17 protein-coding genes are annotated in these 18,336 nt (G+C 72.0%); 2 read left to right on the forward strand and 15 right to left on the reverse strand.

The window, feature by feature from the left end; all coding sequences use genetic code 11:
* Positions 1-6: 6 nt before the first annotated feature.
* The 8 genes from argH to argC are packed head-to-tail and all read right to left on the reverse strand — an operon-like array spanning position 7 to position 8,113.
* On the reverse strand, positions 7-1,422 hold the full coding sequence (gene argH / locus MUY22_RS45055; RefSeq protein ID WP_247054000.1) for an argininosuccinate lyase: 1,416 nt from the start codon (positions 1,420-1,422) through the stop codon (positions 7-9).
* Positions 1,423-1,459: 37 nt separating this feature from the next.
* On the reverse strand, positions 1,460-2,356 hold the full coding sequence (locus MUY22_RS45060; RefSeq protein WP_247054002.1) for an argininosuccinate synthase domain-containing protein: 897 nt from the start codon (positions 2,354-2,356) through the stop codon (positions 1,460-1,462).
* On the reverse strand, positions 2,353-2,865 hold the full coding sequence (locus tag MUY22_RS45065) for an arginine repressor (RefSeq protein ID WP_247054004.1): 513 nt from the start codon (positions 2,863-2,865) through the stop codon (positions 2,353-2,355). Before MUY22_RS45065 ends, MUY22_RS45060 begins: the two co-directional genes overlap by 4 nt.
* Positions 2,862-3,803, reverse strand: a complete 942-nt coding sequence (gene argF / locus MUY22_RS45070; RefSeq protein WP_247054007.1) for an ornithine carbamoyltransferase — start codon at positions 3,801-3,803, stop codon at positions 2,862-2,864. The genes MUY22_RS45065 and argF overlap by 4 nt, the downstream gene beginning before the upstream one ends.
* Positions 3,803-5,014 carry an acetylornithine transaminase gene (locus MUY22_RS45075; protein ID WP_247054009.1) on the reverse strand — a complete coding sequence of 404 codons (1,212 nt, stop codon included), beginning with the start codon at positions 5,012-5,014 and terminating at the stop codon, positions 3,803-3,805. Before MUY22_RS45075 ends, argF begins: the two co-directional genes overlap by 1 nt.
* Entirely contained in the window at positions 5,011-5,931 is a 921-nt protein-coding gene (gene argB / locus MUY22_RS45080) for an acetylglutamate kinase (protein ID WP_247054011.1), read from the reverse strand. Before argB ends, MUY22_RS45075 begins: the two co-directional genes overlap by 4 nt.
* A complete protein-coding gene (argJ, locus tag MUY22_RS45085; protein WP_247054014.1) occupies positions 5,928-7,088 on the reverse strand; it encodes a bifunctional glutamate N-acetyltransferase/amino-acid acetyltransferase ArgJ in 1,161 nt (386 codons plus the stop codon). Before argJ ends, argB begins: the two co-directional genes overlap by 4 nt.
* Positions 7,085-8,113, reverse strand: a complete 1,029-nt coding sequence (gene argC, locus MUY22_RS45090; protein ID WP_247054016.1) for an N-acetyl-gamma-glutamyl-phosphate reductase — start codon at positions 8,111-8,113, stop codon at positions 7,085-7,087. Before argC ends, argJ begins: the two co-directional genes overlap by 4 nt.
* Before the next feature lie 106 nt (positions 8,114-8,219).
* On the opposite strand from argC, the gene MUY22_RS45095 reads away from it, so the two are divergent.
* The gene (locus MUY22_RS45095) at positions 8,220-9,182 is read left to right on the forward strand and encodes a YafY family protein (RefSeq protein ID WP_247054018.1); all 963 of its coding nucleotides are present in this window, start codon (positions 8,220-8,222) and stop codon (positions 9,180-9,182) included.
* Positions 9,183-9,214: 32 nt separating this feature from the next.
* On the opposite strand, the gene MUY22_RS45100 is transcribed toward MUY22_RS45095, so the two are convergent.
* From MUY22_RS45100 to MUY22_RS45110, 3 genes are all read right to left on the reverse strand, one after another.
* Entirely contained in the window at positions 9,215-9,574 is a 360-nt protein-coding gene (locus MUY22_RS45100; RefSeq protein WP_247054020.1) for a hypothetical protein, read from the reverse strand.
* Positions 9,575-9,654: 80 nt separating this feature from the next.
* Entirely contained in the window at positions 9,655-10,155 is a 501-nt protein-coding gene (locus MUY22_RS45105) for a helix-turn-helix domain containing protein (RefSeq protein WP_247054022.1), read from the reverse strand.
* Between the two features lie 203 nt (positions 10,156-10,358).
* Positions 10,359-11,942 carry an alpha/beta hydrolase gene (locus MUY22_RS45110; protein WP_247054024.1) on the reverse strand — a complete coding sequence of 528 codons (1,584 nt, stop codon included), beginning with the start codon at positions 11,940-11,942 and terminating at the stop codon, positions 10,359-10,361.
* A gap of 193 nt (positions 11,943-12,135) precedes the next feature.
* Between MUY22_RS45110 and MUY22_RS45115 the strand changes: the two genes are divergently transcribed.
* Positions 12,136-12,825 (forward strand): DNA alkylation repair protein, encoded by a 690-nt coding sequence (locus MUY22_RS45115; protein ID WP_247054027.1) that lies wholly within the window; start codon positions 12,136-12,138, stop codon positions 12,823-12,825.
* Between the two features lie 221 nt (positions 12,826-13,046).
* Here MUY22_RS45115 and pheT read toward each other — a convergent pair whose 3' ends face one another.
* From pheT to rplT, 4 genes are all read right to left on the reverse strand, one after another.
* Entirely contained in the window at positions 13,047-15,608 is a 2,562-nt protein-coding gene (gene pheT / locus MUY22_RS45120; protein WP_247054029.1) for a phenylalanine--tRNA ligase subunit beta, read from the reverse strand.
* Positions 15,608-16,672 (reverse strand): phenylalanine--tRNA ligase subunit alpha, encoded by a 1,065-nt coding sequence (gene pheS / locus MUY22_RS45125; protein ID WP_247054031.1) that lies wholly within the window; start codon positions 16,670-16,672, stop codon positions 15,608-15,610. The genes pheT and pheS overlap by 1 nt, the downstream gene beginning before the upstream one ends.
* A 426-nt stretch (positions 16,673-17,098) precedes the next feature.
* Positions 17,099-17,887 carry an RNA methyltransferase gene (locus tag MUY22_RS45130; protein WP_256475142.1) on the reverse strand — a complete coding sequence of 263 codons (789 nt, stop codon included), beginning with the start codon at positions 17,885-17,887 and terminating at the stop codon, positions 17,099-17,101.
* Positions 17,888-17,910: 23 nt separating this feature from the next.
* Positions 17,911-18,285 (reverse strand): 50S ribosomal protein L20, encoded by a 375-nt coding sequence (rplT, locus tag MUY22_RS45135; protein WP_247054033.1) that lies wholly within the window; start codon positions 18,283-18,285, stop codon positions 17,911-17,913.
* Positions 18,286-18,336: the final 51 nt, after the last annotated feature.

Consider the following 18,336-nt stretch of genomic DNA (forward strand, 5'->3'; position numbering starts at 1 on the left):
GCCGGCTCAGTTCAGCCAGTGGCGGGCGGCGGTGACCCGCTCTTCGAGACGCGCGCGCTGCTCGGCCACCCGCACCGGCGCCGTGCCGCCCCGCGCGTCGCGGGACTTCACCGAGCCTTCGACGGTCAGGACCTCGCGCACCGCGGGCGTCAGGGCCGGGTTGATCTTCTCGAACTCCTCGTCGGTGAGCTCGTCCAGGCCGACGCCGCGCGACTCGGCGACCCGGACGCTCTCACCCGCCGCTTCGTGCGCGACGCGGAACGGGACGCCCTGGCGCACCAGCCACTCCGCGATGTCGGTGGCCAGCGTGAACCCGGCCGGGGCCAGCTCGGCGAGGCGGTCGGTGTGGAAGGTCAGCGTGGCGAGCATGCCGGCGATGGCCGGGAACAGGAGCTCGAGCTGCTCGACCGAGTCGAACACCGGCTCCTTGTCCTCCTGCAGGTCCCGGTTGTAGGCCAGCGGCTGGGCCTTCAGCGTCGCCAGCAGACCGGTGAGGTTGCCGATGAGCCGGCCCGCCTTGCCGCGGGTCAGCTCGGCGACGTCCGGGTTCTTCTTCTGCGGCATGATCGAGCTGCCGGTGGCCCAGGCGTCGTCCAGCGTCACGTAGCCGAACTCGGCGGTGTTCCAGATGATCACCTCTTCGGCGATCCGGGACAGGTTGATCGCCAGCATCGAGACGGCGAAGGCGAACTCGGCGACGAAATCGCGCGAGGCGGTGCCGTCGATGGAGTTCTCCACGCTGGTCGCGAAGCCGAGCTCCGCGGCGACCGCCTCCGGGTCGAGCCCCAGCGACGAGCCGGCGAGCGCACCCGAGCCGTACGGCGACTCGGCCGTGCGGGCGTCCCAGTCCTGCAGCCGCGAGACGTCGCGGAGCAGCGCCTGGCCGTGGGCCAGCAGGTGGTGCGCGAGCAGCACGGGCTGGGCGTGCTGCAGGTGCGTGCGGCCGGGCAGGATCGCGTCCGGGTGCCGCTTGGCCTGCGACACCAGCGCGTCGACGATGTCGAGCGTGCCGGCGACGACGCGGCGGGCGGCGTCCCGCAGCCACATCCGGAAGAGGGTCGCCACCTGGTCGTTGCGCGACCGGCCGGCGCGCAGCTTGCCGCCGAGCTCGGTGCCCGCCCGCTCCAGCAGCCCGCGCTCGAGTGCCGTGTGCACATCCTCGTCGGCGATCGTCGGGGTGAACGCCCCGGAAGCGACGTCCTGGGCGAGGGTGTCGAGCGCGGTCAGCATGCCGGTCAATTCGTCGCCGGTGAGCAGGCCCGCCTTGCTCAGCACCCGGGCGTGCGCGCGGGAGCCGGCGATGTCGTAGGGCGCCAGGCGCCAGTCGAAGTGCGTCGACGCGCTCAGCGCCGCCATGGCCTCCGCCGGACCGCTGGCGAACCGGCCGCCCCACAGCTGCACCGGCTGCTCGTTCCCGCTCACTGTTCTCGCTTCTCCTGTATCTGGTTCGATCGGTGGGTCAAGCTTGTGCGGTGATCTTGCCGGGCCGCGCGACGTACTCCGCCGCGGGCCGGGCGTCACGCGGTTCGAGCGCGGTGACGCGGCCGTCGTGCAGCAACAGCCGCACGTCGCCCGAGACCGCTTCCTGCGCTTCGACGACGAAGCTGTCCAGCGCGTGCTTCAGCGGTGAGAACCACTGGCCGTCGCGGACCAGGGTGGCCCATTCGCGGTCGACCTGCCGCTTGAACCGGGCCAGCTCCGGCTCGAGGGTGGCGCTTTCGAGCGCACGGTGCGCCGTGACCAGCACGAGTGCGCCCGGAGCCGCGAACGTCCGGCCGTCTTCGGTCCGGTGTTTCCCGGCGCCCTGCGCCGCCGCCCGGCGGTTCAGCCTCCGGAGGGCTTCGGCGACCGAGACCGTCTCACCGTCGACCGCCACCGGGACCCCGGCGTCGAAGGTCACGGTGACCTCCTCCGGGGCGAGGAACTCCCCCTCGGCGGGGAACCGCCACCGGTCGCCGGGTTCGACCACGTACCCCCAGAGAGTCCGCTCGGCCGGGGGCGCGCCGGGCACCGCGAGCACCCGGAGATCCGGAGCGACCGCGGCCAGCCCGGCCGCGAACCGGTGCGCGCCGCGCCCGGCGTACCCGTGCGCGACGGTCGTGGCGCCGCACCGCCGGGCCGCGTCGGCCAGCCGGCGGACGACCGCGGGCCAGGCCAGTCCGGTGACGAGCGCGTTGGCCTGGATCGCCGGAAGGCAGTGGTCGTCCGCGAAGGCGGCCGTGTCGTGGTTCGAGCCGCCGGCCGGCGGGTGGCCGCCGAGGTCGACGACGAGCGTCACGACCTCGGCTCCGGTCTCCTCGGCGAGCTTCGCGGCGGCCGGGGCGACCTCCCCACCGGTACCGGCGAGCACGATCATGGCGTTGTCTCGTCTCCGTGTTCCGTGACCGAGCGCTGGGCCAGCGCGGCGAAGCGTTCGGCGAGTTCCTTGCCCGACAAGGGTTCCCGGGCGATGACGGCGACGGTGTCGTCGCCCGCGATCGAGCCGACGACCTCCTCCAGCGCCGCGCGGTCGATGGCGCTGGCCAGGAACTGCGCCGCGCCCGGCGGGGTCCGCAGGACCATCAGGTTGCCCGACGAGTCGGCCGAGACCATCAGCTCGGCCAGCAGCCGGGACAGGCGTGACGTGCCACCCTGGACCCCGCGGACCGGGCTGCCGTCCTCGGGGATCACGTAGACCGGCGCGCCGGAGTCCGGGCCGCGCAGCTTGACCGCGCCCAGCTCGTCGAGGTCGCGCGACAGCGTCGCCTGGGTGACGTCGATGCCCTCCGCGGCCAGCAGCTTCGCGAGCTCGGTCTGGCTGCGGATGGTCGTGGACGACACCAGCTCGGTGATCCTGGCCTGCCGCCCCACCCGGCTGCTGGTCATCGCCGGCTCTCTTCGGGCCGGCTCTCTTCGAAGAGCCAGACCAGCAGCGCCTTCTGGACGTGCAGCCGGTTCTCGGCCTCGTCCCACACCGCGCTGGCCGGGCCGTCGATCACCTCGTCGGTGATCTCCCAGCCGCGGTGCGCCGGCAGGCAGTGGAGCACGATCGCGTCGTCCGCCGCCTTCTTCAGCAGCTCGGTGTTGACCTGGAGGGCGCGGAACGGGCCGATCCGGTCGAGGCCGTCGTTCTCCTGCCCCATCGACGTCCAGGTGTCGGTGACGAGCACGTCGGCGCCGGCCACCGCTTCGTATGGATCGGTGAACGCCGTGGCCGTGCCGCCGGTGTCCTCACCGCGCGTCTTGGCGTCGAGGATGACCTGCTGGTCGGGCTGGAACCCGAGCGGCGAGACCACCCGGACGTGCATCCCGGCGGTGACACCGCCGAGCAGCAGCGAGTGCGCCATGTTGTTGGCGCCGTCACCGAGGTAGACGAGGGTGAGCCCGGCGAGCTCACCCTTGCGCTCCCGGATCGTCATCAGGTCGGTGAGCACCTGGCACGGGTGGAACTCGTCGGTCAGCGCGTTGACGACCGGGATCGACGCGGCCGAGGCCATCGCTTCGATGCGCTTCTGCGCGAAGGTCCGCCAGACGATCGCGTCGACGTACCGCGACAGCACGCGCGAGGTGTCCTCGATCGTCTCTTCCCGGCCCAGCTGCATCGACCGGCCGTCGACGATCACCGGGTGCCCGCCGAGCTGGCTGATGCCCACCTCGAAAGAGAACCGGGTGCGGGTCGAGTTCTTCTCGAAGATCGCCGTGACGGACTTCCCGGCCAGCGTGCGGTTGCCGAGCGGGTCGGCCTTCAGCGCGTCGGCGAGGTCGAGGATGGCTTTCTGCTCGGCGGGACTGACGTCGTCGTCGCGGAGGAAGTGGCGGGGCATCAGTCGGAGTCCTTCGATTCGGTGGCCGCGGCGTCGAGCGCGCCCGGAAGCGCGGCGAGGAAGCCGTCGGCCTGGTCGCTGTCCAGCACGAGCGGCGGCGCGAGCCGCACGGTGTCGGGCGCGATCGGGTTGACCAGGTAGCCGGCGTCCTGGACGGCCTTGGCCACCGCTACCGAGACGGGCCGGCGCAGCGAGATCCCCAGCAGCAGGCCCGCGCCGCGCACCCCGGCGACGAGCGGGTGGCCGAGCGCTTCGACGCCCGCCGCGATGTCCTTGCCCAGCGCGGAGACGTGGTCGAGGAGGTTGTCGTCGGCGATGGTCCGGAGCACGGCCAGGCCCGCCGCGCAGCAGACGGGGTTGCCGCCGAACGTGGTGCCGTGCTGGCCGGGCTTGAGCAGGTCGGCCGCCGCGCCGACGCCGATCACCGCGCCCAGCGGCAGGCCGCCGCCGAGCCCCTTGGCCAGGGTGATCACGTCCGGCACGATGCCGGCCTGCTGGTAGCCGAACCAGGTGCCGAGCCGGCCGAGGCCGGTCTGCACCTCGTCGAGCACCAGCAACGTGCCGGTGGCCTTGGTGATCTCGCGCGCGGCCTGCAGGTAGCCGTCCGGCGCCGGGATCACCCCGGCTTCGCCGAGCACCGGCTCCAGGAACACGGCCGCGGTGTCGGTGTCGACGGCCGCCTTGAGCGCCGCGACGTCCCCGAACGGCACGTGCTCCACCCCGGGCACCAGCGGCTTGAACGGGTCGCGCTTGCCGGGCTGCCCGGTGAGGGTCAACGCGCCCATGGTCCGGCCGTGGAACGCGCCCTCGGCCGCGATCACCTTGGTGCGCCCGGTCAGCCGGCTGATCTTCAGCGCGGCTTCGTTCGCCTCGGCTCCGGAGTTGACGAACAGCACCTTGCCGTTGCCGGCGAGGCCGGCGACGTCGAGCAGCGCTTCGGCGAGCTCGACGGCGACCGGGTTGACGTACAGGTTCGACGTGTGGCCGAGCCGCGAGATCTGCTCGGTGACCGCGGCGACGATCGCCGGGTGCGCGTGGCCGAGCGCGTTGACGGCGATGCCGCCGACCAGGTCGACGTACTCGGCGCCGTCGGCGTCCCACACCTTCGCGCCCTCGCCGCGGACGAGGGTCAGCGCGGGGGTGCCGTAGTTGTCCATCAGCGCGGACTTCCAGTGCTGCTGGCCATCCACATTGGACTTGAGGTCGGTCACGGGAGCTCCGTTTCGGGGAAGACCATGGTGCCGACGCCGCGGGAGGTGAAGACCTCCAGCAGCACCGAATGGGCGAGGCGGCCGTCGATCACGTGGGCCCGGCGCACCCCGCCGCGGATGGCGCGCACGCACGCCTCCATCTTCGGGATCATGCCGCTGGCCAGGCCGGGCAGCATCGGCTCGAGGTGGTCGACGCGGATGCGGTCGATCAGCGACGAGCGGTCCGGCCAGTCCGCGTACAGGCCTTCGACGTCGGTGAGCACGACGAGCTTTTCGGCGCCCAGCGCGGCCGCCAGCGCTCCGGCCGCGGTGTCGGCGTTGACGTTGTGCACCACTCCGTCGACGTCCGGGGCGACCGTGGACACCACCGGGATGCGCCCGGCGTTGACGATGTCGAGCACGGCGTCCGGGTTGACCTCGGCGACCTCGCCGACCAGGCCGATGTCGACTTGTTCACCGTCCACAGTGGCCTGTTTGCGCTCGGCGGTGAACAGCCGGGCGTCCTCGCCGGAGATGCCGACCGCGTACGGCCCGTGGGCGTTGATCAGCCCGACGAGCTCGCGGCTGACCTGGCCGGTGAGCACCATCCGGACGATGTCCATCGTCTCCGGCGTGGTGACGCGCAGCCCGCCCTTGAACTCGCCGGGCACGCCGAGCCGGTTGAGCATCGCGGTGATCTGCGGACCGCCGCCGTGCACGACGACCGGGCGCAGGCCGGCCAGCCGGAGGAACACCATGTCCTCGGCGAAGGCCGCCTTCAGGGCGTCGTCGATCATGGCGTTGCCGCCGTACTTCACCACGACGGTGGCGCCGTGGAACCGCTGCAGCCAGGGCAGCGCCTCGATGAGCACCCCGGCCTTCTCGGCCGCCGTCGCCAGTCTCTCGTCCGCGGAAATCAGAGCCTCCGAGCCGGTCATGAGGAGTACGCGCTGTTCTCTTCGACGTAACCGTGCGAAAGATCCGTGGTGTAGACCGTCGATCCGGCCGACCCGACGCCCAGGTCGACGACGATCTCGATGGCCCGGCCGGTGAGGTCGGCCTCGGACCGGTCGGCGGCCGGCATCCCCTTCGCGAACAGGGTGACGCCGTTGACCGCGATCGACACGGTCTCCGGGTCGATGCGGGCCGGGACGCGGCCGAGCGCCATGGCGATCCGGCCCCAGTTCGGGTCGGAGCCGAAGAGGGCCGTCTTGACCAGGTTGTCCTCGGCGATCGTGCGGGCGACGGCGATCGCGTCGGTCTCCGACTCCGCGCCCTTCACGGTGATGTCGACGTCCTTCGTCGCACCCTCGGAGTCGGCGCGCAGCTGGAGCACCAGGTCGTGGCTGACCGCGGTGAGCAGCTCGGCGAGCTCCGCCTCGGTGGGTTCGACGCCGCTCGCTCCGGAGGCCAGGACCAGCACCGTGTCGTTGGTGGACGTGCCGCCGTCGACGTCGAGGCGGTCGAACGTGACGTGGGTGGCCGCGCGCAGGGCGCGGTCGAGGGTTTCCTTGTCCGCCACGGCGTCGGTGGTGAGGACCGAGAGCATGGTGGCGAGGTTCGGGGCGAGCATGCCCGCGCCCTTGGCGAACCCGCCGACGCTCCAGCCGGAGTCGTGCTTCGCGAAGGCCTGCTTCGGTTTCGTGTCCGTGGTCATCACGCCGGTGGCTGCGTTCAGGCTCGCCTGGTCACTCGCGTCGAGGGCCTTCACGGCGGTGTCGACCCCGGCCAGCACGGCGTCCATCGGCAGGCGTTCACCGATCAGGCCGGTGGAGCAGACGGCCACCTCGATCGCGCCGGCGCCGAGCACCTCGGCGACCTTCTCGGCCGTGGCGTGGGTGTCCTGGAAACCGCCGGGCCCGGTGGCCGCGTTGGCGCCGCCGGAGTTGAGGACGACGGCCTTGAGCCGCTGCTGCTTGAGCACCTCCTGCGACCACAGCACGGGCGCGGCCTTGATCACGTTGCGGGTGAACACACCCGCGGCGACGTCGAGCGGGCCGTCGTTGACGACCAGCGTGAAGTCGAGGGCGCCGGACGCCTTGATCCCGGCGGCGACGCCGGCTGCGCGGAAGCCCTGGGGGCCGGTGACGGTCACGGTGCCACTCCTACGGTGGAAAGGCCGGTGGTTTCGGGGAGGCCGAGGGCCAGGTTCATCGACTGGACGGCACCGCCCGCGGTGCCCTTGGTCAGGTTGTCGATCGCGGCGACGACGACCAGGCGCCGCGCGTCGGTGTCGACCGTGACCTGGAGCTGGACGTTGTTCGAGCCGAGCGTCGCGGAGGTGGTCGGCCAGGCGCCTTCGGGCAGGAGCTGGACGAACGGTTCCGCGTCGTAGGCCTTTTCGTAGGCTTCGCGGACAGCGGCCGCGTCGATGCCCGCCTTCAGCGGGGCACTCGCCGTGGTGAGGATGCCGCGCGGCATCGGCGCGAGCACCGGGGTGAAGGACACGGTGACCCGCTCACCCGCGACAGCGGCGAGGTTCTGCGCGAACTCCGGGGTGTGGCGGTGGGCGCCGCCGACGCCGTACGCGCTGGCCGAGCCCATCACCTCGGAGCCGAGCAGGTTAGGCTTCAGGCTCTTGCCCGCGCCGGAGGTGCCGGTGACGGCCACGACCGTCACGTCGGGCTCGATCAGGCCGGCGCCCAGGGCGGGCGCGAGGGCGAGCGAGCCGCCGGTCGGGAAGCAACCCGGCACGGCGATGCGCTTCGTGCCGGCGAGCTTCTCCCGCGCGCCCGGCAGTTCGGGGAGGCCGTACGGCCATTGGCCGGCGTGGTCACCGCCGTACCAACGCTGCCAATCGGCCGCGTCGGCCAGCCGGTGGTCGGCGCCGAGGTCGACGACCAGGACGTCCGGGCCGAGCTGCGCCGCGATCGCCGCGGAGTGCCCGTGGGGCAGGGCCAGGAAGACGACGTCGTGGCCGGCCAGGGTCTCCGGCGTGGTCTCCGTCAGGACACGGTCGGCCAGGGGAACCAGGTGTGGCTGGTGGACGCCGAGCTTCGTGCCGGCGCTGCTGGCCGCCGTGAGCGTGCCGATCTCGACCTCGGGATGGGCCAGCAGCAGGCGCAGGAGTTCGCCGCCCGCGTACCCGCTGGCTCCGGTCACCGCGATGTTCACCGTCATACGCATGATTATGCACGCCCTTGCAAGGCTAAACAAACAGGAATACCGGGAAGTGGTGCCCGCCACCGCGCGGACGCCGTGCCGCGGCGCTTGGGATGCTGTGCCGATGACGGACACCCCGGCGCGGCTGCTCGGACTGCTCTCGCTGCTCCAGACCCCACGGGAGTGGCCGGGCAGCGAACTGGCCGACCGGCTCGGGGTCAGCCCGCGCACGATCCGCCGTGATGTCGAGCGGCTGCGCGAACTCGGCTACCCGGTCGAGGCCAGCCGCGGCGTCACCGGTGGCTACCGGCTGATCGCCGGCACCGCGATGCCACCCCTCGTGCTCGACGACGACGAAGCCGTCGCGATCGCCGTGGGCTTGCGGACGGCCGCGGGCCAAGCCGTCGACGGCATCGAGGAAGCGTCCGTGCGGGCGCTGGCCAAGCTCGAGCAGATCCTGCCCGCGCGGTTGCGCCGCAGGGTGAGCACGATCGGCACGGCGACCGTCGCGGTGCCGGCCACCGGCCCCGTCGTCGACCCCGCGCAGCTGACCGTGTTCGCCGGCGCGATCACCAACAACGAGACGGTCCGGTTCCGCTACCACTCGGGCGACGGGACCGAGTCCCGGCGCCGGGCCGAGCCGCTCCGGCTGGTCGCCACCGGACGGCGCTGGTACCTGGTCGCCTTCGACCTCGACCGGGACGACTGGCGGGTCTTCCGCGTCGACCGGGTCCACGACGCCGAGGCGACCGGCGGCCGCATCGCCCCGCGCCGGCCACCCGCGACGGATCTCGCGGCCTACGTCGTCGAACGGCTCTACGACCTCGCGCCCACCTACCAGGCGGTGGCCACGCTGGCCGCGACGGCCGACGAGATCACCCCGCGCCTGGGCACGGCGGTGGGCGAGCTGACGCCGCTGCCGGACGGTGGCTGCCGCTGGCACAGCCACGGGGACACCCTGGACTGGCTCGCGTTCCGCCTGCTCGGGCTGGGCTGCGCGTTCACGGTCGAGGAGCCGCCGGAACTGGTGGCCCGCCTGGAGGTCCTCGCCGCCCGCGCGCTGGCGGGCGCGGGCGTGGGCGGCTGATCCGCGGTCGTCCGGGTTCCCCGGCACGGAACTCACTCTGCACCGCCCGAGGGTGGGTACACGGTGGCGTCCTGCGGGTCGTAGAGGACCATCCCGTGCCGCCCGGCCAGCTCCTGGACGTACGACACGACGGCGTCGGGAGCGGACCAGCTCAGCGACATGACCACGCCGTCACCGGCGACGGTCAAGGCGCACGACCACGGGCAGCTGCCGAGGTCCTCGACCGGCACGTCGGTCAGTTCCGGGTAGCGGGCCGTCAGCTCCCGGTGGTACGCGACGGCCCGGGGGTGCAGCGGGATCACCACCGGTTCGGGGGACGTCAGCGCGGCGTACTTGCGGGCCGCTTCTTCGGCGGCCGTGGGCTGGTGCCACACGGCGAGATCGAAACTCATCAGGACAACTCCGGTGGGTGAAGGAAACGGGACGGCCGCGGTGGCGGGACGGTCCGGAGTGGACCGGCCCGCCACCGTGCTCAGCCCGGTTCACCCCCGTCCAGGTCCACGCGCCGGCTCGGCGGCACGGGGAGGTAGCAGCCCGGGTTCTCCGGGTCGCAGCCCACGCGCGGCAGCCGGGAGCGGATGCCACCGGGGGTGCGCTCGAAGTACGCCGCGATCTCCGTGACGCTCTCGCCGGCCAGCCACCGGCTCTCCAGCTCCGCGTCCATCTCGTCGTTCCACGGGCGGCCTTGCTGGGCGGCCCGGGCCGCGGATCTTCGCCGCGACGACCGGCCGGCGCCGGTCGTCGCGGACAACAGGCCGTCGGCGACCAGGTCGGCCACCGTGGCCGCCACGGCGACGTCCAGGTCGAGGCTGCCCTCGGCGACCGGTTCGCCCTCGGGACCGCCGGCTTCCAGGGTGATCATCACCCTGGTGTTCGGTTCGGCGCGGTCTTCGTCCGTCCTGGTGGCGACCGCGATCTGGTAGATGATCTCCTGTGCCCGGATCTCGGTCCGGCGCTCTTCGATGATCGACATGCCGTGAAGCTAGCGCGCACCCCCGACAATTTTCGGCCACGCGCTGCTCACGGCCGACTCCGCTCCGAAATTGTCGGACCCCTCCCCTAGCGTCCTCGTCGACCACACCACGTCACCGGGAGGCCACGATGCGACACCTGCGGACAAGACGGTGCCCCGGTCCGGACGAGCCGGACCGGGGCACTGACCCACGTCGATTCCGCTCAGAAGTGCAGCAGCTGAGCCAAGGTGCGCTGCTTCTCCTGGGCCGCCTTCGCGGTGTTGTCCGACTTCTGCGCGGCGGCGCCGTCGGGCACCGGCGGCGGAACCGGGCTGCACTGGACGTCGGAGTGGTTGCCGGGCCGGCGCGCCGGCAACGTTCCGTTCGCCAGGTAGTCGGCGATCTTGTCGTCCACACAGGACACCCCGGACAGCGAACCGGCGTGCGTGGTGCCGCCCGGCGCGCTGATCAGGCTCGAGTTCGGGAACCGCTTGCGGACCTCGAGGCTGCCGGCGTACGGCGTCGCGGCGTCGAGCTCTTCGCTGATGAGGAGCGCCCCGGCGACCTTGCTGCCGTTGATGTCGACGGGCTTGCCCGCCTTCGCCGGCCAGAACACGCAGGGTGCGTTGAACCAGGCGTTGCCCCAGGTCTCGAACGGGGCCTTGGCGTAGGTCAGCCAGTTGTCGACCCGCCACTTGTTCCAGCTGGTCGGCCACTGGGTGTCGGTGCACTGCACACCCAGGTAGACGGCGAAACCGTTGTCGTCGCCGGGCGGGTTCGAGTCGTCGTAGAGCGCCTTCAGCGTCTGCCAGTCACCCTTGTGGACGAAACCGTCGAACGCCTTGGCCATGTCGACCCAGCCGAAGACGTAGTAGCCGGCCTGCAGGAAGACGTCGGTCCACTCGTCACCGCCGATCACCCCGCCGGCCGGGTTCCTGGCGAGCTTGCGCTGGGTGTCGTACCAGAGCTTCTCCACCGCGGAACCGGTCTTGCCCAGGTGGTAGACGCTGTCGTAGGACGCCAGCCAGTCGAAGTAGATCTTGATGTTCTTGTCGAACGCGACGTCCTGGTCGAGGTTGGCCTGGTACCAGACCTTCCGCGGGTCGACGTTGCCGTCGAGCACCATCCGGCGGACGTTCTTGGGGTACATCGTGCTGTACACCTGGCCGAGGTAGGTGCCGTAGGAGAAGCCGTAGTAGTTGATCTGCTTCTCGCCCAGCGCCTTGCGCAGGCTGTCCATGTCCTGCGCGACGTCGGTCGTCTTCAGGTGGTCGAGGATCGCGCCGTTCTTGCGGCACGCCTGCGCGTAGCCCTTGGAGCGGTCGAGCCAGGTCTTCTCCAGCTTCGGCGAGGTCGGCACGTACGCCGGCCGGTCGTAGCTGAAGTAGTTGCCGTCACAGCTGATCGCGGGCTTGCTGGAGCCGACGCCCCGCGGGTCGAAGCCGATCCAGTCGTAGTTGTCCCCCGCGTGGTTCGGCACGTACTTGCCGAGCACCGAGAGCCCGAGGCCGGACCCGCCGGGGCCGCCCGGGTTCACCAGCATGATCCCTTGGGACTGCGCGGTCTTGTGCTTGATCCGCGACACCGCGACGGAGACCTTCGCCCCGCCCGGCTTCGCGTAGTCCATCGGCACTTCGAGGAAGCCGCACTCGGCGCCCGCCGCCTTGAGGCTCGCCGAGTCGCAGGGCCCCCAGGCGATCGGCGCGGGACTGAACTGCACCCCGGGGTCCGCCGACGCGGCGGGTGCGGCGGCCAGCAGCCCGGCCGCGAGCCCCACAGCGGCGACAGCGGCAACGATTCTTATCACAGTCGTCCTTTTCGTCCGCATTCGACAGAGTTCGCCGGATTTCGCCGAAACTACCGGCAACCCTGCACAATCTCGCTGACCGCCACGACTTCCGCCATCCGCCTTTCGTCGGGACCTCCCCCGATCGGCGAGCACCCGGAACCGTCGGTGGCCGCCGGTACGCTCCGGGCGACCGGGGATGACGGGAGGACGGATGACCGCGGACGAACGGCTGGTCAAAGCCGTCCGCACCGGGCTGGCCGAGCTGGGCGATCCGGTGAAGGCACCCGAGATGCGGGCGTACATGAAGTCGGCCATGCCGTATCGCGGAGTGGCCAAACCGGAGCGGAGCATGCTTCTCAAGCGGGTGTTCGCCGACCACATACTGCCCGATCGAGTGACGTATTCGGCGACGATCCTGGCGCTGTGGCGGGACGCCGAGTTCCGGGAGGAGCGGTACGCGGCGGTCGATCTTTCCGGCTATCGCGCCTACCGGTCGTGGCAGGATCCCGGGCTGATCCCGATGTACGAGGAAATGATCGTCACGGGGGCGTGGTGGGACCACGTCGACGAGCTGGCGATCCGGCGGGTGGGCCCGATCCTGCGTTCCGCCCGCGGCGAGGTCACGCCGATCATGCTGCGCTGGGCGGCCGACGACGACCTCTGGCGGCGGCGCACGGCGATCATCTGCCAGGTCGGCGCGAAGGAGGACACCGACACCGACCTGCTGACCCGGGCGATCGAACCCGCGATCGCCGAGCCGGAGTTCTTCCTGCGCAAGGGAATCGGCTGGGCACTGCGCGACTACGCGAAGACGTCACCGGACTGGGTGCGGTCCTTCGTGGACGATCACCCCGGCCTGTCGGGGCTGTCGCGCCGGGAGGCGCTCAAGCACATCGGGTGACGTTCGGCTTCGAAGAGGTGCCCGGCGCCGCGACACCTACGGCCGACCGGTGTGCCCGGACGGTCGGGTCGCGTACCCGGAGAGTCGGCTCGCGTGCCTGGAGGGTCGGGGCGCGCGCCTGGTGGGTCGCCTGCGTTCTGGTGCGACTGGTCGGTCGGGTGTGCGGGGCCGGACGCGAAAGAGGGGCCGGTTTCCCGGCCCCTCTTCGAGAGCGTCGTGCGTCAGCGCAAGGTCGCTTCGAACCGTTCGCCCGCCGCGGCGACCGCGGCGTCGCGGGCCTTGGTCGCCTCGTCGACGGTCAGCGTCCGGTCCGGGGCGCGGAAGCGCAGCTTGTAGGCCAGCGACCGCTTGCCCTCGCCGACCTGCTCGCCGGCGTAGACGTCGAACAGCGTGATGTCCTCGAGCAGCTCGCCCGCCCCGGTGCGCAGCACCGCGGCCAGGTCACCCGACGGAACGTCCGCGGCCGCGACCAGCGCGACGTCGAGCAGCACCGGCGGGTAGCCGGACACGCTCGGCGCCGGCCGGGAGTCCGGCAGCGGGATCGCGTCGAGGTCGAGCTCCATCGCCACGGTGCGCGGCGGCAGGCCGAGCGCCTCGACGACCTTGGGGTGCAGCTCGCCCGCATGGCCGACCGGCCAGTCGCCGACCCGCAGCTGGGCGCAGCGGCCCGGGTGCCACGGCGGCAGATCGGTGGCCTGCGTGGTCAGCTCGACCCCGGCGGCCTCGGCGATCGTCCGGGCGGCCTGCACCGCGTCGGCCCAGCTCGCCTGCTCGCCCCCGCCCCACCAGCCGGCGCGGTGGCGCTGGCCGGCGAGCACGACGGCGACGTGCAGCGGCTGCTTCGGCACGGCCTCTTCGAGAACGGCCAGTTCCTCGTCGGTCGGGCGGCGGTCGACGCCGAGCACCGGGACCTTCAGCGGGTTCGGCGCGGGCAGCACGACCTGGCCGACGTGGAACAGCGCCACGTCTTTCATCCCGCGCGACACGTTGCGCTGCAGCGTGTCCAGCAGGCCCGGCAGCAGCGTGGTGGCCAGCTTGTTGCGCTCGGCCTCCAGCGGGTTGCGCACCACGACGGCGTTGCGGCGGACGTCGTCCGCCGGGAGCCCGAAGGCGTCCCACACCGCGTCGCCGACGAACGGGAACGGGCGCACCTCGACGTACCCGGCCTCGGCCAGGGCCCGCGCGACACCGCGGACGCGCCGCTGGCCGTCGGTCAGGCCGCGGCCGGCCGGGGCGGCGGGCAGCGTCGACGGGATGCTGTCGTAGCCCTCGAGCCGCAGCACCTCTTCGACGAGGTCGGCGGGCTGGCGCAGGTCACCGCGCCAGCTCGGCGGGATCGCGGTGACGAGGCCGGTGCCGTCGTCGCCCGTGCTGACCGTGACCTTGCAGCCGATCTGGCTGAGCCGGCGCACGGTCACGCCGCGCTGGTAGCTCACGCCCGCGACCTTGTCGGGCAGGTTGATCGGCATCCGGACCGGCGGGTTCGGCTCGACCGTGCCCTCGTCGGTGCGGCCGGGCCGGATGGCGGCGTCGCCGTACTGCCGCAGCAGCCGGGCGGCCAGCTCGACCGCCGGCCCGCACAGCTGCGGGTCGGTGAACCGCTCGAACCGCTTGGCCGCCTCGGAGAACAGCTTGTGGCGCCGGGCCGTGCGGCTGATCGACGCCGGGTTCCAGTGCGCCGCCTCGAGCAGCACGTCCGTGCTCTCCGGCGTGATCTCGGTGCTCGCGCCACCCATGGTGCCGGCCAGCGAGATGACGCCGCTGTCGTCGGCGATCACCACGTCGTCCGGGTCGAGCGTGCGCTCGACGTCGTCCAGGGTGGTCAGCTTCTCGCCCGGCTTCGCCTTGCGCACCACCAGATCGCCCTGGATGGCCTTGGTGGCGAACGCGTGCAGCGGGTGCCCGAGCTCAAGCATCACGTAGTTGGTGACGTCGACGGCCAGGGAGATCGAGCGGATGCCGGCCAGCATCAGCCGCCGCCGCATCCACCACGGGGTCGGCGCGGTCGAGTCCAGCCCGGTGACCCGGCGCAGCACGAACCGCGGGCAGCCCTCGGGGTCCTCGACGCGGACCGGCCAGGCGTCACCTTCGGCCGCCGGGACCTCCAGCAGCGCAGGGTCGCCGAAGGGCACGTCGAGGGCGTTCGACAGCTCGCGAGCCAGGCCGCGGACCGACAGCGCGTAACCGCGGTCCGGGGTCGGCGCGAGCTCGATCACCGTGTCGTTCAGGGCGAGCAGCTCCTGGGCGTCGTCGCCCGGGCTCGCGGTGCCCGGCGGCAGCACCAGGATGCCGGTGTGGTCCTCGCCGAGGCCGAGCTCGCGCGCCGAGCAGATCATGCCGTCGCTGATGCGGCCGTAGGTCTTGCGGGAGGCGATGGCGAAGTCGCCCGGCAGCACCGCGCCGGGCAGCGCGACGACGACCAGGTCGCCCTCGGTGAAGTTGCGCGCGCCGCAGATGATGCCGCGGGTCCTGATGCCGTGCGGGCCCTCGTCGAACTCGCCCGACTCTTCGTCGTCCTCGTCTTCGTCGTCGTCTTCGGGCTCGTCGTCGTCCTCGGCGACCTCGCCGACGTCGACGCGGCAGAAGCGCACCGGCTTCTTGAACTCGGTCAGTTCCTCGATCTCGGCCACGCGGCCGACGACCAGCGGGCCGGTCACGGGCCCGAGCTCGCGGAGGTCGTCGACCTCGATCCCGATCCGGACGAACGCGTCGGCCAGGTCCTGCGGCGTGATCTCCTCGCCCACGTCGAGGTGTTCGGTCAGCCAGCTGACTGGGACTCGCACTACGCCTCCGTTCCGAAGGGAAGGGTGAAGCGGACGTCGCCTTCCACCATGTCGCGCATGTCCGGGATCCCGTTGCGGAACTGCAGGGTGCGCTCGATGCCCATGCCGAAGGCGAAGCCCGAGTACACCTCGGGGTCGACGCCGCAGGCGCGCAGGACGTTCGGGTTGACCATGCCGCAGCCGCCCCACTCGACCCAGCCGGGGCCGCCCTTCTTCTCCTCGAACCAGACGTCCACCTCGGCGGACGGCTCGGTGAACGGGAAGAAGTGCGGGCGCAGCCGGGTCTTGGAGTTCTCGCCGAACATCGCGCGGGCGAAGGCGTCCAGCGTGCCCTTGAGGTGCGCCATGGTGATGCCCTTGTCCACCGCGAGGCCCTCGACCTGGGTGAACACCGGGGTGTGGGTCGAGTCGAGCTCGTCGGTGCGGTACGTCCGGCCGGGGCACACGACGTACACGGGCAGGTCGCGGTGCAGCAGGGTGCGGGCCTGGACGGGCGAGGTGTGCGTGCGCAGCACCAGGCCGGAGTCCTCTTCGCCGACGTAGAACGTGTCCTGCAGCTGGCGCGCGGGGTGGTCCTTGCCGAAGTTCAGCGCGTCGAAGTTGAACCACTCGGCTTCGAGCTCCGGGCCTTCGGCGACCTCGTAGCCCATCGCGATGAACGCGTCGGCGACGCGCTCGGAGACGGTGCTGATCGGGTGCCGGGCACCGCGCGGCACGCGGTCCCACGGAAGGGTGACATCGACGGCTTCTTCGCGCAGCACGCGCTCGTCGCGCTCCACCTGGAGCTCGGCGCGGCGGGTGTCGAAGGCCGACTGGACGGCCTGGCGCGCCTCGTTGACGCGCTTGCCGGCCTCGGCCTTCTCCTGCTTGGGCAGGGCGCCGATCTCGCGGCGCGCCAGCAGCAGCGGCGAGTGGTCACCGAGATGCGCGGGCTTGACCTCGGCCAGCGCATCGAGCCCGGTCGCGGCGGCGAACGCCGCTTCGGCGGCCTTGACCGCCTCCTGCAGCGTCTCGGGGGCGAGAACCGCGCCGCCCTGGGCTTCCTTCTCCTTGGCTCCGGACATAACTCCTCGGCGTCCGCTGGGACTGGTCGTTCGTGCTCCGCCGGACAACGCGGCGCACGAGAGGTCAAAGGCAAGAAAAGTCTATGGGATCGGGTCAGGGCGCCCTTGGTCGCCCTCGCCCCGTGCCGATGCACGCCCGGGTACGGGCCTGACAGGACTGAACGATGACCAGGCCGGGCCGCCGGTAATCCGGTCGCGCGGGGTGAAACCACTGGTCGGCCTGCAGCGCGTGTCCGGTAGGCGGACACCGGCGCGACCGACCGCCGGGACGCCACGACGGGCGGCCACGGCGGGACGGGCAGTGTGGGGTCGGCCGCCGCGGCGCCACGAAAGGAGGCCGCGGTGGGGTCGACGCTGCGGCGCCACGCAAGGGAGGCCGTGGTGGGACGGGCGGTGGTCTCGGCTGAGCGGGCGATGGGCCACGCCTCAGCGGCGGGCCGCCATGGCGCTCGTGTAGACGCAGACCGCCGCCGCCGTGGCCAGGTTGAGGCTCTCTGCCTTGCCGTACAGCGGGATGCGGACCGCCAGATCCGTCTCGGCCAGAACAGCTTCCGAAAGGCCGTGGGCCTCGTTGCCGAACACCCAGGCCGTCGGCTCGGTCAGGTCCACCCGATCGAGTTCGGCGTCGGCGTAGCCGTGGGCCGCGTACGTGCGCAGGCCCGCCGCCGAACAGGCCTTCAGCGCGGCCGAGATGTCCCGGACGCGGGTGATCGGGAGGTGGAACAGGCTGCCCGCGGCCGCTCGGACGCACTTGCCGTTGTGGGGGTCGACCGTGTCGCCCGCCAGGACGACGGCGTCCGCGCCCGCCGCGTCCGCCACGCGGATCACCGTGCCCGCGTTGCCCGGGTCGGCGATGTCCACCAGCACGACCACCAGCCGGGCGCCCGGGATCACGGCCGTCTCGAGTGGATGGTCGAGCAGGGCGCAGACCGCCACGATGCCTTGGGGCGTCACGGTTTCCGACAGGCCGTCCGCGGCGCGGTCGGTGATCGGCGAGACCGGGACGCCGGCCGCGCGGGCGGCCTCGACCAGGTTCGCGTGCTGGGCGGCCGCGCGCGACGTCACGAACAGTTCGTGGACCGTTCCGTTCGCCAAGGCGGCTTCGACGGCGTTGGCGCCTTCGGCCAGGAACCGGCCGGTCTTGTCCCGGTCCGCGCGCCGGGTCAGCTTGCGCGCAGCAACGACCCGGGGGGTCCGTTCGGTGAACGGATCCACCCCGGGTCGGGGAAAGCTGCCGGTCAGGCCGACTTCGCTTCGGTGTTCACGTTGGCCTTGGCGAGCTCGGCCAGCGCGGTGAAGGCGACGGCGTCGTTGACGGCGAGGTCCGCGAGGATCTTGCGGTCGACCTCGACACCCGCGGCCTTGATGCCCTGGATGAACCGGTTGTAGGTCACGCCGTTCTCGCGGGCGGCCGCGTTGATGCGGGTGACCCACAGGCGACGGAAGTCACCCTTGCGGGCACGACGGTCCCGGTAGGCGTAGTTGAGCGAGTGAAGCGTCTGCTCCTTGGCCTTGCGGTACAGCCGCGAACGCTGGCCGCGGTAGCCGCTGGCCAGTTCGAGAGTTGCGCGACGCTTCTTCTGGGCGTTGACCGCCCGCTTGACGCGTGCCACGGGTCCATCCTGTCGATCTCAGGGGGCGAAGGGGCGCCCCGGGTGGTTAGA

This window comes from Amycolatopsis sp. WQ 127309, assembly GCF_023023025.1.
Lineage (GTDB): Bacteria > Actinomycetota > Actinomycetes > Mycobacteriales > Pseudonocardiaceae > Amycolatopsis.

What these genes read in the sequence shown, in the direction of transcription:
- MUY22_RS45060 (WP_247054002.1), bottom strand. Translation starts at nt 2,356, where the DNA reads ATGATCGTGCTCGCCGGTACCGGTGGGGAGGTCGCCCCGGCCGCCGCG.
- MUY22_RS45065 (WP_247054004.1), bottom strand. Translation starts at nt 2,865, where the DNA reads ATGACCAGCAGCCGGGTGGGGCGGCAGGCCAGGATCACCGAGCTGGTG.
- argF (WP_247054007.1), bottom strand. Translation starts at nt 3,803, where the DNA reads ATGCCCCGCCACTTCCTCCGCGACGACGACGTCAGTCCCGCCGAGCAG.
- argB (WP_247054011.1), bottom strand. Translation starts at nt 5,931, where the DNA reads ATGACCGGCTCGGAGGCTCTGATTTCCGCGGACGAGAGACTGGCGACG.
- argC (WP_247054016.1), bottom strand. Translation starts at nt 8,113, where the DNA reads ATGACGGTGAACATCGCGGTGACCGGAGCCAGCGGGTACGCGGGCGGC.
- MUY22_RS45095 (WP_247054018.1), top strand. Translation starts at nt 8,220, where the DNA reads ATGACGGACACCCCGGCGCGGCTGCTCGGACTGCTCTCGCTGCTCCAG.
- MUY22_RS45100 (WP_247054020.1), bottom strand. Translation starts at nt 9,574, where the DNA reads ATGAGTTTCGATCTCGCCGTGTGGCACCAGCCCACGGCCGCCGAAGAA.
- MUY22_RS45105 (WP_247054022.1), bottom strand. Translation starts at nt 10,155, where the DNA reads ATGTCGATCATCGAAGAGCGCCGGACCGAGATCCGGGCACAGGAGATC.
- MUY22_RS45115 (WP_247054027.1), top strand. Translation starts at nt 12,136, where the DNA reads ATGACCGCGGACGAACGGCTGGTCAAAGCCGTCCGCACCGGGCTGGCC.
- pheS (WP_247054031.1), bottom strand. Translation starts at nt 16,672, where the DNA reads ATGTCCGGAGCCAAGGAGAAGGAAGCCCAGGGCGGCGCGGTTCTCGCC.